At 62.9% G+C, this 14049-nt stretch carries 15 protein-coding genes and 1 other RNA gene; 15 read left to right on the top strand and 1 reads right to left on the bottom strand.

Annotated features, from left to right (window positions below; genetic code table 11):
• The first annotated feature begins 22 nt into the window (after positions 1–22).
• The 9 genes from ACP15S_RS18620 to ACP15S_RS18660 all read left to right on the top strand — a co-directional run bounded on the left by ACP15S_RS18620 (position 23) and on the right by ACP15S_RS18660 (position 6842).
• Entirely contained in the window at positions 23–691 is a 669-nt protein-coding gene (locus tag ACP15S_RS18620; protein ID WP_425041178.1) for a ceramidase domain-containing protein, read from the top strand.
• A 31-nt stretch (positions 692–722) separates the two neighbouring features.
• Complete coding sequence (gene gatC, locus ACP15S_RS18625) at positions 723–1010, top strand: Asp-tRNA(Asn)/Glu-tRNA(Gln) amidotransferase subunit GatC (RefSeq protein ID WP_425041179.1); 288 nt, start codon at positions 723–725, stop codon at positions 1008–1010.
• Entirely contained in the window at positions 1010–2494 is a 1485-nt protein-coding gene (gatA, locus tag ACP15S_RS18630) for an Asp-tRNA(Asn)/Glu-tRNA(Gln) amidotransferase subunit GatA (RefSeq protein ID WP_425041180.1), read from the top strand. The genes gatC and gatA overlap by 1 nt, the downstream gene beginning before the upstream one ends.
• Positions 2495–2524: 30 nt before the next feature.
• On the top strand, positions 2525–3238 hold the full coding sequence (locus tag ACP15S_RS18635) for a hypothetical protein (protein ID WP_425041181.1): 714 nt from the start codon (positions 2525–2527) through the stop codon (positions 3236–3238).
• Between the two features lie 10 nt (positions 3239–3248).
• On the top strand, positions 3249–3902 hold the full coding sequence (locus ACP15S_RS18640) for an N-acetylmuramoyl-L-alanine amidase (protein ID WP_425041182.1): 654 nt from the start codon (positions 3249–3251) through the stop codon (positions 3900–3902).
• 978 nt (positions 3903–4880) lie between these two features.
• An RNA gene (rnpB, locus tag ACP15S_RS18645) (RNase P RNA component class A) lies at positions 4881–5374 on the top strand.
• 159 nt (positions 5375–5533) lie between these two features.
• Entirely contained in the window at positions 5534–5986 is a 453-nt protein-coding gene (locus tag ACP15S_RS18650; RefSeq protein WP_425041183.1) for a PAS domain-containing protein, read from the top strand.
• A gap of 82 nt (positions 5987–6068) precedes the next feature.
• Positions 6069–6236: a 50S ribosomal protein L33 gene (gene rpmG / locus ACP15S_RS18655; protein WP_007814563.1), complete on the top strand. Its 168-nt coding sequence runs from the start codon at positions 6069–6071 to the stop codon at positions 6234–6236.
• A gap of 93 nt (positions 6237–6329) precedes the next feature.
• Entirely contained in the window at positions 6330–6842 is a 513-nt protein-coding gene (locus tag ACP15S_RS18660) for a GNAT family N-acetyltransferase (RefSeq protein ID WP_425041184.1), read from the top strand.
• On the opposite strand, the gene ACP15S_RS18665 is transcribed toward ACP15S_RS18660, so the two are convergent.
• A complete protein-coding gene (locus ACP15S_RS18665; RefSeq protein ID WP_425041185.1) occupies positions 6832–7743 on the bottom strand; it encodes a GlxA family transcriptional regulator in 912 nt (303 codons plus the stop codon). The genes ACP15S_RS18660 and ACP15S_RS18665 overlap by 11 nt on opposite strands.
• A 68-nt stretch (positions 7744–7811) precedes the next feature.
• Here ACP15S_RS18665 and ACP15S_RS18670 point away from each other — a divergent pair, with 68 nt between their 5' ends.
• The 6 genes from ACP15S_RS18670 (at position 7812) to ACP15S_RS18695 (ending at position 14049) form a co-directional block, all read left to right on the top strand.
• Positions 7812–8972 (top strand): acyl-CoA dehydrogenase family protein, encoded by a 1161-nt coding sequence (locus ACP15S_RS18670; protein WP_425041186.1) that lies wholly within the window; start codon positions 7812–7814, stop codon positions 8970–8972.
• 211 nt (positions 8973–9183) lie between these two features.
• Positions 9184–11193 (top strand): acetate--CoA ligase family protein, encoded by a 2010-nt coding sequence (locus ACP15S_RS18675; RefSeq protein ID WP_425041187.1) that lies wholly within the window; start codon positions 9184–9186, stop codon positions 11191–11193.
• Entirely contained in the window at positions 11190–11975 is a 786-nt protein-coding gene (locus ACP15S_RS18680; protein ID WP_425041188.1) for a carnitinyl-CoA dehydratase, read from the top strand. Before ACP15S_RS18675 ends, ACP15S_RS18680 begins: the two co-directional genes overlap by 4 nt.
• Positions 11976–12033: 58 nt before the next feature.
• The gene (locus ACP15S_RS18685; protein WP_425041189.1) at positions 12034–12942 is read left to right on the top strand and encodes a 3-keto-5-aminohexanoate cleavage protein; all 909 of its coding nucleotides are present in this window, start codon (positions 12034–12036) and stop codon (positions 12940–12942) included.
• On the top strand, positions 12939–13691 hold the full coding sequence (locus tag ACP15S_RS18690; protein WP_425041190.1) for an SDR family oxidoreductase: 753 nt from the start codon (positions 12939–12941) through the stop codon (positions 13689–13691). The genes ACP15S_RS18685 and ACP15S_RS18690 overlap by 4 nt, the downstream gene beginning before the upstream one ends.
• A 13-nt stretch (positions 13692–13704) precedes the next feature.
• A complete protein-coding gene (locus ACP15S_RS18695; protein WP_425041191.1) occupies positions 13705–14049 on the top strand; it encodes a hypothetical protein in 345 nt (114 codons plus the stop codon).

The raw sequence follows: 14049 nt of genomic DNA on the forward strand, positions 1-14049 counted from the left end.
GTATTTGGAGCCAGAAGAAACCATGGATCTAACACGACAGATGGACGGCTATTGTGAGCGGCTGGACCCGTCTTTCTGGGCGGAGCCTGTGAATGCGGTGACCAATCTGGCGTTCATGGTGGTGGCGCTTGTGATGTGGCGGCGCAGCGCTGGCGTGCCCGGGGCGCGGTGGTTGTCGGCTGTGCTTTTTGTGATCGGGGTGGGCTCGTTCCTGTTTCACACCTTTGCGACGGTTTGGGCGGTGATCGCAGATGTGGTGCCGATCCTCATCTTCACGCTGAGCTACATCTTTCTCGCGGCGCGCGATTATGCGGGCTGGCGGCCTGTGTGGGCTGCAGGAGCGGTCGTGGCGTTTTTCCCGTATGTGGCGGTCTTGGTGCCGGTTTTGCGGGAGATACCGTTCTTGCAGATCTCGGCCGGCTATTGGCCGATTGCGCTGTTGATCGGCGGGGTCGGAGCCTTGCTGTTGCGGCGCTTGCCCGCGGTGGGGCGGGGCTTGTGTCTGGGGGCGCTTGTCCTGGCGCTCTCGATCACCTTGCGCTCGCTCGACATGCCCTTTTGTGATGCGCTGCCCATGGGTACGCATTTCTGGTGGCATGTGCTCAATGCGCTCATGCTGGGCTGGATGATCGAGGTTTACCGACGCCATCAGCGCGCGGATGGACTTGCGAGCCAAAGGGCGGCGCGCTAAAGCGGGCAAAAGTCTGAGGATGAGAGGTCCCATGTCCATCGATCAAGACACCGCGGCCAAGGTGGCCAAGCTGGCCCGGATCCGGGTTGAACCTGAGGAGTTGCCCGCGCTGGCGCAGGAATTCAACGGTATTCTGGGCTTCATCGAGCAGCTCTCCGAGGTCGATGTCGAGGGCGTCGAGCCGATGGTCTCCGTCACGCCGATGCGCCTGAAGCGGCGCGAGGACGGGGTCACCGATGGGGGCCAGCAGGAGAAGGTTCTCGCCAATGCGCCGGATGCGCGCGAGGGATTTTTTGCGGTGCCGAAGGTGGTTGAGTGATGGGTGAGCTGAACAAACTCAAGATTGCCGAGGCGCGCGACGCGCTGCGCAAGGGCGATGTGACCTCGGCTGAGCTGACCGAGGCCTGCCTTGGGGCCATCGAGGCGGCGGGTGAGCTCAATGCCTTTGTGCACAACACACCCGAGATCGCGCGAGAACAGGCGGCGGCGGCAGATGCGCGGATCAAGACGGGCGATGCGCCTGCGCTCTGCGGCGTGCCTCTCGGCATCAAGGACCTCTTTTGCACCAAAGGTGTGCCCTCGCAGGCGGCCTCCAAGATCCTCAATGGCTTCAAGCCGGAATATGAGAGCACCGTCTCGCGCCAGCTTTTTGAAGCAGGTGGCGTCATGTTGGGCAAGCTCAACATGGATGAGTTTGCCATGGGTTCGAGCAACGAGACCAGCGTTTATGGCAATGTGGTCAACCCCTGGCGCGCGGGCAATTCCGATCAGGCGCTGACGCCCGGTGGGTCCTCTGGCGGCTCGGCCTCTGCGGTCGCCGCCGATCTCTGCCTTGGCGCCACGGGCACTGACACCGGCGGTTCGATCCGCCAGCCTGCCGCTTTCACCGGGATCACCGGGATCAAGCCAACCTATGGGCGTTGCTCGCGCTGGGGCATCATCGCCTTTGCCTCCTCGCTGGATCAGGCGGGCCCGATGACCAAGGACGTCCGCGATGCGGCCATCATGCTGGAAGCCATGTGCGGCCATGACCCGAAAGACAGCACGTCGGCCGACCTCGCCGTGCCCGATTTCGAGGCGGCGCTGACAGGTGACATTCGCGGCAAGACCATCGGCATTCCCCGCGAATACCGTATGGACGGCATGCCCGACGAGATCGAGGCGCTCTGGGCGCAGGGGCGCGAAATGCTGGCCGATGCCGGTGCCAAGATCGTCGATATCTCGCTGCCGCATACGAAATACGCCCTGCCAACCTACTACGTGATTGCGCCTGCCGAGGCCTCCTCCAATCTCGCGCGTTACGATGGGGTCCGCTACGGGCACCGGGCGCAGCTGAGCCAAGGTGATGGCATCACCGAGATGTATGAAAAGACCCGCGCCGAGGGGTTTGGTGCTGAGGTCAAGCGCCGGGTCATGATCGGGACATATGTGCTCTCGGCGGGTTTTTATGACGCGTATTACAACCGCGCGCGCAAGGTGCGCAGCCTGATCAAGCGCGACTTTGAGACCGTATTTGACCAAGGCGTCGACGCGATCCTCACACCTGCCACGCCATCTGCCGCATTTGCCTTGGGCCAGGAAGTGGCTGATCCCGTGCAGATGTATCTCAACGACGTCTTTACCGTGACGGTCAACCTCGCCGGGTTGCCAGGGATTTCGGTGCCTACTGGGCTGGACGGGCAGGGCCTGCCTTTGGGCTTGCAGCTGATCGGGCGTCCCTGGGAAGAGGGTGATTTGCTCAATACCGCTTATGCGCTGGAGCAGGCGGCCGGGTTTGTGGCCAAGCCGGGCAAATGGTGGTAAACCCCATCCAAAAGCGATGAGGCAGTCAAAATGATCCGAGTTCTCCTGTGTGGTGCCGCGTTGGCGGCGCTGGCCGCGTGCCAACCTGCGATCCCCGACAGCGGGGCGGGTGTGGGGTTTGATCGTGTGGATGCCGAGCGCACCGCGCGGCTGAACCGCGAGGCGCAGCTTGAAGGCCGCAGCGCGGCACAGCCCGGGCTGACAGCGCCTGCAACCGTGGCGCAGCAGAGCCTTGAAGACACGGCGGGCGCAGCCGCGCGCGCGCAGAACTCAGGCCAAGCGCCGCTTGACGCCAGCCCCTCAAATCCGGCGCCCCGAGCAGTGACAAACTCCGCAGGCATCAGTCAGGAGCAGGATTTCAACGCGGTCTCTGATGAGCGCGGCATTCAGGATGATGCCGCCCGCATTGCCGCCGCGCGCGCGCAATACGTTGTGATTGAACCCGGCGCTTTGCCGACGCGTCCCGGGACGGATGTGCCAAATATCGTGGAATACGCAATCCGGACCAACAACCCGGTGGGCGCCAGCGTCTATCGTCGCGGCGGCTTTAACGCGCAGGCCAAGTTCGTGCGCAATTGTGCGGTTTATGCCTCGCCCGACCAAGCACAAGAGGATTTCCTGATCCGCGGCGGGCCGCAGCGCGATCGCAAGGGCCTCGACCCCGATGGGGATGGCTTCGCGTGCCAGTGGGATCCGACGCCGTTCCGCAGGGCCGTACAGGCCAATACGGCCACCGGCGGGTAAGAGCCGCGCCGTGCGCGATGCAAACGCCGTGTGGCATCCCAGCCCCAACGCCGGTGCGCGCAGGGCGGGGCTGACGCCCCACCTCATCGTCTTGCACTACACGGCCATGGCGTCTGCTGAGCGCGCGCGCGACTGGCTGTGCAACCCCGAGGCGCAGGTCTCCGCGCATTACGTGCTCGCACGCGACGGGACCCTGTGGCAGCTCGTAGACGAAACAGAGCGCGCCTGGCACGCGGGCGCCGGTGAATGGCGCGGGCAGGACGACATCAACTCGCGCTCCATCGGGATCGAGATCGCCAACACAGGGGCGGAGCCCTTCCCGGAGCCGCAGATGGCCGCGCTGGAAGCGCTCATGGGCCGGATTAAGGCGCGCTGGGATATCACTGAAACGATTGGTCATTCCGATATGGCCATTGGCCGCAAAATCGATCCGGGTCCCCGGTTCGACTGGGCCCGTCTGGCTCGCCAAGGCCTCGCGCATGGCGTCGGGCAAGGACCTACCCAAAATCCAACCCCGGCGCAGTTTCGCGCCGCAGCAAAGGCGCGCGGCTACAGCTGTGATGCCAGTGATGACGCTTTGTTGCACGCCGTGCGGATGCGGTTCCGTCCCTGGGCGCGCGGGTCTCTGTGCGCCGCAGATATGGCCGTTCTGGCAGAGGTCTAGCCCCACGGTGCTCAAGGTCCCGCGAGCCAATTCGACCCTATGGGTATGCTATGCGAATTGTCCCGCCTCAGGCGATACGCGTAGCGGCATGCCAATGCTGAGCATGGCCGCTACCGTCTAGGCATTCTCGTCATGCCGGTCACTTGGCGGCCATAGCACGATCCACGCCATTCGTCTCGGGTTCCGTTGTCGCGAGGACAGGAAACCGACCTAGGCCCGCGTGGTGGCGCGCATCGGGGAGGTGGGTGCGCAAGCCGCCGTAACTCAATCGGCCATCCCGGAGAATTGGCGCCGAAAACAGAGGCGCCATACCCCAATCCGGCTCAGCCGCTTCGAAACGCCGGTTTTTATATTGGAGCCGCTGCCCAGACTCAGCACCTTGTCCATGACCAAAAAGCGGTCAAACCGATCTGGCATATCTGGCGGGACGGTCAGACCCGGTGAACCACCCCACAAGGACCACATAATGCAGACCCAGCGCGGTAGTCACCGCCAAAAGGCTGTAAAGATTTGAGCCGAAGCTACAGACGGCTGTCTCTCTCAGGCTTGTCCATGTATCGAACTCCCAAAAAGTCAGCCAGGATGACACGCGCGCCAGTGTCCAAAAAGCTGAGATCAAATAGGGTTGGAAAACTCCGCAAGAGGGTCGACGATACAAGAGAAGAACAATGCATCCCGCCTCATAGCTATCCACAGCCCCTCATCCACAGCCCCTCAAATTCAGCCAGTTCCTATGAGTTACTCTACTATTCTCGCAAGCGTACTGGCCGACACGACGCATCCTCTTGTCACGACTGGCCCGATACAGATCACCCAAGCCGTTCAAAATGCGCCGACCTGTCTTCTTTTGTCTTCAAATACCTCGGGGGAGCGCGCCGCGCGCGCGGGGGCAGCGCCCCCAAGAACACCGCCCATCCTTTTCACGAGAAGGGTCACACCATTGACCACACCCGCCCCACGCCCTAAACGACCCAACGCGCGGTGGGCCGGATGGCCGCGGGGGTTGTCACCAGCCTTCGAGGAAAGTCCGGACTCCCTGAAGCAACGGTGCCGGGTAACGCCCGGGCGGGGCAACCCGACGGAAAGCGCCACAGAGAACAGACCGCCCGTCGCACCGGAGGTGCGCCAAAGGTATGACCGGAGGTGCGCCAAAGGTATGACCGGAGGTGCGCCAAAGGTATGACCTGAGGTGCGCCAAAGGAGATTGCGCACGGGCAAGGGTGAAACGGTGGGGTAAGAGCCCACCGGGGAGGCGGCAACGTCTTCCGCATGGCAAGCCCCACCGGGAGCAATGCCGAATAGGACCTTCGCGGGCCCCGCAAGGGGCCCAGGGCGGCTTCAGCCCAGAGGGTCGGGTTGGCAGCTAGAGGCCGCGTGGTAACGCGTGGTCGAGAGGAATGGTCATCTCGGGACATGCAGGTTCGCGCCGGCAGGTCCTACGACAGAATCCGGCTTACAGGCCCACCGCGCAAATCTCTTCGTCCCCCGAGCGCGCCTGCTCCGCGAGGGCAGCTCGGGGTGCGACCTCTCAGCGCTTTTCCGCACGACAGGCAGTTATCTTTTGCCAGCCTTGCCCGAATCGTGAATGTTTCGTGAGGGGAGCCGGGTGCCGCCAAGGAAAGGGCCCGCACATGACAATCGAAGTGCACCAGCGTGCGTTTCAACCACAGATCAACGAAGGCATTCTCGATGTGCTTGGATTGGCCACGCCATCCTTTGTGCTCTCGATGCTGCACGCAACGCCGGATTGTCTGTTCCTGCTCAACGAGGTGGGAGAGGTGATCTACGTCAACGAGCATGGGCTGCGCAGGGTCTGCCACACCAGCTTTGATCAGGCGCGGGGTGCCCATTGGGCCTCGTTCTTCCCGCCCTCGGCGCGGCGCGAATTGTTGCGCGCGGTGCAGCTGGCGGCGCAGGGCGAGCAGGTGCATTGCGAGATCGCTGAGCCTGGTTCCATGGAGGGGCAACTTCTGTCGATGACAATTGCGCCGGTTTTCCTGCGCGACGGGTCAGTCGAGTGTCTGTGTGTCGTCGGTCGCCGCTTGAGTGCGAACACCAATGCGCGGCCCGCCGAATCCAGTTGACAGCCCCGCCCAGCCCGGTAAAAGGCGCCTCTCAAGAGATACGACGCGCGCGCAATCCGCGTGAGCGCCCGAGGAGAGTGACATGGCCAAGCCGACCACAATCAAAATCCGCCTGAACTCGACCGCAGGCACTGGCCACTTCTACGTGACCAAGAAAAACGCCCGGACCATGACCGAGAAAATGGTTGTTCGTAAGTACGACCCGGTCGTGCGCAAGCATGTCGAGTACAAGGAAGGCAAGATCAAGTAATCTTGCCCTCTATGCAGATGGAAGCGCCGCCTGATTTACGACAGCGCGGCGTTTTGTTGTGGTCAGGGTGCACCTTTGCCCTACCTCAGCCGTATGACCGCAACGCTCCTCCATCCCCGCGTGCGCGTTTCTACACCGAATGACCTAATGGCGGTCGATGCTCTGCTGTCGCAAAGCTACCCCGCACTTCTGAAACATGACTACCTGCCTTCGGTGTTGGTGACGGCGCTTCCGCTGATTTCCCGTGCACAGCCCCAGCTGCTGGCATCGGGCAGCTATTTCGTGGCTGAACTCGACGACGAAATCGTCGGGGCCGGTGGTTGGACCATGGAGGCCCCGGGCGGCAAGCCGGGCTCACGCGGGGTTGGTCATGTCCGCCACGTTGTGACGTCCCACCGTCATACACGTCACGGCATTGGCCGCGCGCTGATGTCAAACGTGATCCTGCACGCCAAGGGCTGCGGGATGATGAAGCTCGATTGTCTCTCGACCCGGACAGCTGTGAAGTTTTACGAGGCCATGGGCTTTTTGCAGATGGGCGGCATCGACGTTCCGCTGCGCCCGGGCATAACATTACCCTCCATTCGCATGGAACTCATGCTCTAGCCTGCCGGTAGGCGCGCGGGCTGGTGCCATAGCGACCCCGAAAGGCCCGACCCATCGCGGAGGGGTCAGCATATCCACACAGCGCGGCAATGGTCCCGACGCTTTCGCGCGTATGCTGGAGAAGTCGTTTGGCCTCTTCCAGTCTCAGGCGCTGGTAGAGCTGTCTCGGGCTTTCTCCGAGCCTTCGGGCAAAGAGGTCGTCCATGCGCCGTTGTGACATGCCGATGCGCGTGGCGACCTCGGCTATGGGCAGCGGCTGGCTGACATTGCGGCGCATCAAGGCTACGGCGGCATCCAATCGGGCCTCACCGCTTGGATGGGCCGGCAGGCCGCCGCGCCACTCGCCGTGCATGAAGAGCGCCGCGACTTCGAGGCGCAGCGACGCACCGTGATGCTCTTCGATCAACGCCAACACGAGATCAAACGCTGTCGTGGCACCGCCGCAGGTCCAGCGCGGCCCATCGCGCACGATGCGGTCCGGGCAGGCGGTGATCTCGGGGAAGGCCTCGGCAAAAGCGGCGTATTCGTCCCAGTGCACGGTGGCGCGGCGTCCATCCAGAAGCCCGGCACGGGCCATAAGCCAGGCGCCTGTATCCATCCCTGCAACGCAGCCGTGACGGGCCGCAGATGCCCGCAGAGCAGCATTTAGGGGCGGCGTGTCGAAACGGTGGTGGTTATAAGACGGGATAAGAAACAACGCGTCACCCCGGGCCGTCTTCAAATTGCATTGCGGCATTATTTCCAGACCGGATGAGCTTTGGACCGCCCTGCCATCGGGGCTCACGATCTGCCATCCATAGAGCGCCGCGCCGCTCAGGTCATTGGCGGCCCGCAGGGGTTCCAGCGCGTTGGCCAGGCAATGGTTTGAAAATTGCGGATAGAGGCATAGCGAAATCTGCATGATCATTGGCGTATTCTGCAGAGTATGTGGCGTCAAGCCGTGGCACCTTCCGCGCAGGAGGAGCGCCAATGGATTTTGCCCTGAGTGATGAGCAGAAGATGATCGTGGATACGGTCCGTGCCTTTGTGGAAAACGAGATCTATCCACATGAGGCCGAGGTGGACCGCTCAGGCCATGTGCCGGAGGCGCTGGCTCAGGAGATCAAGCAAAAGACATTGGAGCTGGGGTTTTATGCCTGCAACTTCCCCGAAGAGGTGGGCGGGGCGGGGCTCTCACATCTGGAGTTTGCCTTGGTCGAACGAGAGTTGGGCCGGGGCTCCATGGCGCTGACACATTTCTTTGGTCGTCCGCAAAACATCCTCATGGCCTGCGAGGGGGACCAGCGCGAGCGCTATCTCCTGCCCGCGGTGCGCGGTGAACGTATGGATGCGCTGGCCATGACCGAACCGGATGCAGGCTCTGATGTGCGTGGCATGAAATGCACAGCGCTGCGCGAAGGTGGTGATTGGGTGGTCAATGGCACCAAACACTTCATCTCCGGCGCCGATCATGCCGATTTCGTCATTGTGTTTATCGCAACGGGAGAAGACCAGACGCCAAAAGGTCCGAAGAAACGCATCACGGCCTTCCTTGTGGATCGTGGTCATCCGGGCTTTTCGATTCGTGATGGCTACCGCTCCGTGAGCCACCGCGGCTACAAGAACATGGTCCTTGAGTTCGACAATTGTCGCTTGCCGGATGCGCAGGTTCTGGGAGAGGTCGATGGTGGCTTTGATGTGATGAATACCTGGCTCTACGCCACACGGATCACGGTCGCCACGATGGCGGTGGGCCGCGCGCGGCGCTGTTTTGACATGGCCTTGGCCTATGCCGCCGAGCGCAAGCAATTTGGCCAGCAGATCGGCAAGTTTCAGGGCGTCAGCTTTCCAATAGCGGACATGATAACCGAAATCGATGCCGCAGACCTCATGACGCTTATGTCCGCCTGGCGACTTGATCAGGGCCTGCCCGCCAACCGTGAGATCGCCTCTGCCAAGCTTTTCGCCACGGAGATGCTCGCGCGCGTCACCGATCAATCCTTGCAGATTTTTGGCGGGATGGGCCTGATGGATGATTTTCCCATCGAGCGCTTCTGGCGCGATGCGCGGGTCGAGCGGATCTGGGACGGGACATCGGAAATTCAGCGCCACATCATCTCGCGCGAATTGCTGCGGCCCTTGGGAGCATGAGGCAGATGGGCCAACATTGCGTATTTGGGGCCAGAAGAAACGGGGGAGCCATGGTGAGCCCCCCCGATCAAAGCATCCGATGTGCTTCTCCTGGCGCGGTCATCGGCACGCCTGCCTGTACCGCCTTTTTACGATCGCGCGTTAACCTTAATATTCCGTTGCTTCTTTTGGCAAAAAATACGCATCCCCGCTTCGAGCCAGGTGCTGTCTGATGGCAGGCGCGCGCGATCTGCGTCGATTGTTGACCCCCCAATCCGTTGCAGTGGTGGGGGGCGGGTTTTGGTGTGAGAACGTGATCGCCGAGCTTGGGAAAATCGGCTTTGAGGGCGACGTTTGGCGTGTGCATCCGAGGGAAGGTTTTGCCAAGGTGCGGGATTTGCCGGCTGTGCCGGACGCGGCGTTTATCGGTGTCAACCGTGTTGCGACGTTGGACGTCGTTGCGGACTTGGCGGAGCTTGGCTGCGGAGGGGCTGTGTGTTTTGCGAGCGGCTATGCCGAGGCCGCAGGTGAGCTCTCGGATGCGGGTACCTTGCAATCAGCCTTGCTGAATGCAGCGAGCCACATGCCGATCCTTGGGCCCAATTGCTATGGCATGATCAACTATCTCGACCGCGTCGCGCTGTGGCCCGACCAGCATGGGGGCAAACCCGTGGCGCGCGGTGTGGCCATCGTCACCCAGAGTTCCAACATTGCCATCAACCTCACGATGCAGGCGCGGGGCCTCCCTCTTGGGTTTGTCGTGACTGCGGGCAATCAAGCTCAGCAGGGTGTGTCGCAGCTCGCGTGCGCGTTGCTGGACGATCCGCGGATCACGACAGTGGGATTGCATGTGGAAGGCTTGGGCGATCTGTCTGCGTTTTGGGCCTTGGCGGAGCGGGCACAGGCGTTGGGCAAAACCGTCGTGGTCTTGAAGGTCGGGTCGTCCGAGGAAGCGCAGGTGGCCACTGTGTCCCACACAGCCTCGCTGTCTGGTTCTGAGGCGGGAGCGCGGGCGCTTTTTGCGCGGGCAGGCTTTGCGCAGGTGCGCACGATTGAGGGATTTGTTGAAGCTTTAAAAATCGCGCATTTGCATGGGGGATTGCCCAGTGCGCAGGTGGCCTCGTTGTCGTGCTCTGGCGGTGAAGCGTCACTGATGGCGGATATTGGTGGCGCCCTTGGTGTCGCGTTCCCGCCGCTTGTCGAGACGCAGGAGCACGCCTTGCGAGAGGCCTTGGGGCCCCATGTCGCTCTGGCCAATCCGTTGGACTACCACACCTATATCTGGGGAGATGAGGCGGCGATGACGCGGGTGTTTTCAGCGATGATGACATCAGACCACGCCATGGGGTTGCTCGTATTGGACACGCCGCGCGCGGATCGATGTGACGCCCGGGCGTGGGAGCCCGCGTTTCGGGCCGTGGCGCGGGCGCAAGAGGAAAGCGGGCGCCCCATGGCGGTGCTTGCATCGCTTGCGGAGACCATGCCTGAAGATTTGGCAGATCGTTTGATGGATCAGGGGATCGTTCCCTTGTGCGGGATGCCCGCCGCCTTGGAGGCCATTGCCGCTTTGGCCGTCTCTGCGTCGTGCCTCTCTCCGGCGTGGCCGCCACGCGAGAGCGGATCTGCGGCGCTTTTGAGCGAAACCGAGAGCAAACAGGCGCTGGCCTGCGCAGGGATTGCGGTGCCGCGGGGGGCCTGTGTTGCTGCTGCGGACCTGGCGGACGCGGCGCAAGCGCTGGTGCCACCGTTGGTCCTGAAGGCATCAGGCGTGGCGCATAAGTCGGAGGCGGGCGGCGTTGCACTGGGGCTCCGGGACGCTGATGCGGTGCGTGCTGCGGCCCGTGTCATGGGTGGGGCGCAGTTTCTTCTGGAAGAGATGGTCGATGGGGCCTCAACTGAATTGCTCATTGGGATCTTGAGTGATCCGGCCCATGGGATGGTCTTGACTGTGGGGCGGGGCGGCATCGAGACGGAGCTTTTGGGCGATGTCACTCATGCGTTGTTGCCGGTTTCTGCGGATGAGGTGCGCGATATGCTCCTGCGGCTCCGCTGCGCGCCGGTTTTGCAGGGCTTTCGCGGCCGCCCGGGCGCGGATATCGATGCGATTGTGCAGGTGGTGATGGCGATGCAGGCGCTGTTGGAGGCGCGTCCGGGGATCGTCGAATTGGAGATCAACCCGCTTTTGTGCAAGACAGACGGCGCCATCGCGGTAGATGCGCTCATCAGGGAGGAGCAGGCATGACAGACAGCCCGATCAGAACGGAACGTGTGGGCCATGTGCTCGAGGTGACGCTGGACCGGCCCAAAGCCAATGCCATCGATCTGGCCACCAGCCGCATCATGGGGGAGGTCTTTCTTGACTTCCGCGATGATCCGGAGTTGCGCGTGGCACTGATCACGGGCGCGGGTGAGAAGTTCTTTTGCCCAGGCTGGGATCTCAAGGCCGCCGCCGATGGCGATGCGGTGGATGGCGACTACGGTGTCGGTGGTTTTGGTGGATTGCAGGAGCTGCCCCATCTCAACAAGCCGGTGATTGCGGCCGTGAACGGGATATGTTGTGGCGGCGGGCTGGAGCTGGCGCTGTCGGCGGATATCATTCTGGCCGCCGATCATGCGTCTTTTGCGCTGCCGGAGATCCGATCCGGCACGGTTGCGGATGCGGCCTCGATCAAGCTGCCCAAGCGGATCCCCTATCACATCGCGATGGAGATGCTGCTGACGGGGCGGTGGCTCGAGGCGGAGGAGGCGGCGCGCTGGGGGTTTGTGAATCACATCTATCCCGGCGCGGAGCTCATGGCGCAGGCGCGGGAGATGGCGCAGCTCATTGCCTCCGGCCCGCCGCTGGTGAATGCCGCGATCAAGGAGATCGTGCGCGAGGCGGAAGACATGAAGTTTCAGGACGCGCTCAACCGGATCACCAAGAGCCAGTTCAAGACCGTCGAGACGCTCTACACCTCCGAGGATCAGCTCGAGGGCGCACGGGCCTTTGCGGAGAAGCGGGACCCGGTCTGGAAGGGGCGGTAAGAGTGGCACCGTCGGATATGCGTATTTTTGGCCAGAAGAAGACAGCAGGAGCGGATCTATGCCGTTGAGTATGAACAAAGAGGTTTTCATCACCGCTGCGGTGACAGGGTCGGGGTCTACTCAGGATCGCAGCCCCCATGTGCCGCGTTCGCCGCGCCAGATCGCCGAGAGCGCGATTGAGGCGGCCAAGGCGGGGGCGGCGATTGTGCATTGTCATGTGCGCGATCCCGAGAGCGGGGTACCGTCGCGCGATCTGGCCTATTACCGGGAGGTGACAGATCGGATCCGGGAGGCGGAGGTCGATGTTGTTCTGAACCTGACCGCGGGAATGGGGGGCGATATCGTCTTTGGTGGCGTCGAGGCGCCGTTTCCCGTGGTCGAGGGGACAGACATGATTGGCGCCACTGAGCGCGTGGCCCATATCGCAGAATGCCTGCCGGAGATCTGCACGCTTGATTGCGGCACGATGAATTTCGCCGAGGCCGATTACGTGATGACAAACACGCCCGGCATGCTGACCGCGATGGGGCGGATGATGACCGAGATGGGCGTGAAGCCCGAGATCGAGGCCTTTGACACCGGCCATTTGTGGTATGCCAAGCAGCTGGTGGCCGATGGGGTGCTGGACAGCCCCGCGCTTGTGCAGCTTTGCATGGGGGTGCCCTGGGGCGCGCCGGATGATCTCAACACCTTCATGGCGATGGTGAACAATGTGCCGGACGACTGGACGTTTTCCGCCTTTGCGCTGGGCCGCAACCAGATGGCCTATGTGGCGGCGGCTGTGTTGGCAGGGGGCAATGTACGCGTCGGGCTGGAGGATAACCTCTGGCTCGAGAAAGGCGTTCTCGCCACCAATGCGCAGCTTGTGGAGCGCGCGGCAACCATTGTGAGCAATATGGGTGCGCGGGTCATCGGGCCGCAGGAAGTGCGTGAGAAGCTGGGTCTCGTGAAGCGGGCGCCCGTGTGAGCCACGAAGGTCAAAGGATTTTCATCACCGCGGGCGGCGCGGGGATCGGGGCCTGTCTTGTGCGCCGCTACCTCGCTGCGGGCGCGCGCGTGGCCTATTGCGATCTGGATCCGGGCGAAGTGCCAGACGGCGCGCTGGGCCTGCAAGCTGACGTGACCGATGAGGCGCAGATGCTGGATGTCTTTGCGCAGGTTGAGGGCTGGATGGGCGGGGTGGATATCCTGTGTGCCAATGCAGGAACCGGTGGACCCGCGGCCCCGCTCCAGGACATGGATTTCGCCGAATGGCGCGCCTGTCTTTCTGCCAATCTCGACGGGGCCTTTCTCGCCGGGCGCTGGGCTGCGGGGCACATGGCGTCACAGGGCCGTGGAGCGATTGTTCTGACCTCCTCCACTTCTGGTCAATGGGGCGTGCCCACGCGCTCGCCCTATGTGGCGGCGAAATGGGGCGTGCTCGGGTTGATGAAAACCTGGGCCATGGAGCTTGGGCCTTCGGGCGTTCGGGTCAATGCGATCTGTCCCGGGGCGGTGGAAGGCCCGCGCATGGAGCGGGTCGTGGCCATGGAAGCGGCCGCGCGCGGTGTGCCCGAGCGGGACGTGCGCGCGCTTTATGCCGAGGGCAATTCGCTGGGCACCTGGGTCACGGCGGAGGATCTGGCCGACACGGTTCTGTTCCTGACATCTTCGCAGGGCGCGATGATCTCCGGGCAGGCCATCGCGGTGGACGGCCACACGGAGCGCATGACATGAGCGCAGCTCTCTGATGGTCGCCGCGTTTGTCATCGCAACGGGGCTCGCGGCGTTGGTCACACTGGGCTGTTGGCTGGAGATCTCGCGGGCGGCCGGATGGCGCTTTGTCTGGGCGCCGCTTGCGCTGGGTGTGCTCTGCCTTTCGGGTGCCGTGTCGCTCGAGGATCAGGGATATCCGCTGACATTGACGCTGCTGCTTCTGGGCTTTTTCTTGGGCTGTGCCGTGGCCTTCGGTGGGCTGGCGGGCGCTCTCTTGCGCGGGCGGAGCGCGCCGTCAGTGGCGGTGCGCAGGACGGGGTTGGCGGTCTGGGCGATCTTGGGTGTGGGGCTCAGCCTCAGAGCCCTTTGGAACATGTGA

This window comes from Primorskyibacter sp. S187A, assembly GCF_049800955.1.
Classification (GTDB): Bacteria; Pseudomonadota; Alphaproteobacteria; order Rhodobacterales; family Rhodobacteraceae; genus JAKVBH01.

Excerpts from the sequence above, each read along its gene's own strand:
- ACP15S_RS18620 (WP_425041178.1), top strand. The coding sequence starts at position 23 with ATGGATCTAACACGACAGATGGACGGCTATTGTGAGCGGCTGGACCCG.
- gatC (WP_425041179.1), top strand. The coding sequence starts at position 723 with ATGTCCATCGATCAAGACACCGCGGCCAAGGTGGCCAAGCTGGCCCGG.
- gatA (WP_425041180.1), top strand. The coding sequence starts at position 1,010 with ATGGGTGAGCTGAACAAACTCAAGATTGCCGAGGCGCGCGACGCGCTG.
- ACP15S_RS18635 (WP_425041181.1), top strand. The coding sequence starts at position 2,525 with ATGATCCGAGTTCTCCTGTGTGGTGCCGCGTTGGCGGCGCTGGCCGCG.
- ACP15S_RS18650 (WP_425041183.1), top strand. The coding sequence starts at position 5,534 with ATGACAATCGAAGTGCACCAGCGTGCGTTTCAACCACAGATCAACGAA.
- rpmG (WP_007814563.1), top strand. The coding sequence starts at position 6,069 with ATGGCCAAGCCGACCACAATCAAAATCCGCCTGAACTCGACCGCAGGC.
- ACP15S_RS18660 (WP_425041184.1), top strand. The coding sequence starts at position 6,330 with ATGACCGCAACGCTCCTCCATCCCCGCGTGCGCGTTTCTACACCGAAT.
- ACP15S_RS18665 (WP_425041185.1), bottom strand. The coding sequence starts at position 7,743 with ATGCAGATTTCGCTATGCCTCTATCCGCAATTTTCAAACCATTGCCTG.
- ACP15S_RS18670 (WP_425041186.1), top strand. The coding sequence starts at position 7,812 with ATGGATTTTGCCCTGAGTGATGAGCAGAAGATGATCGTGGATACGGTC.
- ACP15S_RS18675 (WP_425041187.1), top strand. The coding sequence starts at position 9,184 with ATGGCAGGCGCGCGCGATCTGCGTCGATTGTTGACCCCCCAATCCGTT.
- ACP15S_RS18680 (WP_425041188.1), top strand. The coding sequence starts at position 11,190 with ATGACAGACAGCCCGATCAGAACGGAACGTGTGGGCCATGTGCTCGAG.
- ACP15S_RS18685 (WP_425041189.1), top strand. The coding sequence starts at position 12,034 with ATGCCGTTGAGTATGAACAAAGAGGTTTTCATCACCGCTGCGGTGACA.
- ACP15S_RS18695 (WP_425041191.1), top strand. The coding sequence starts at position 13,705 with ATGGTCGCCGCGTTTGTCATCGCAACGGGGCTCGCGGCGTTGGTCACA.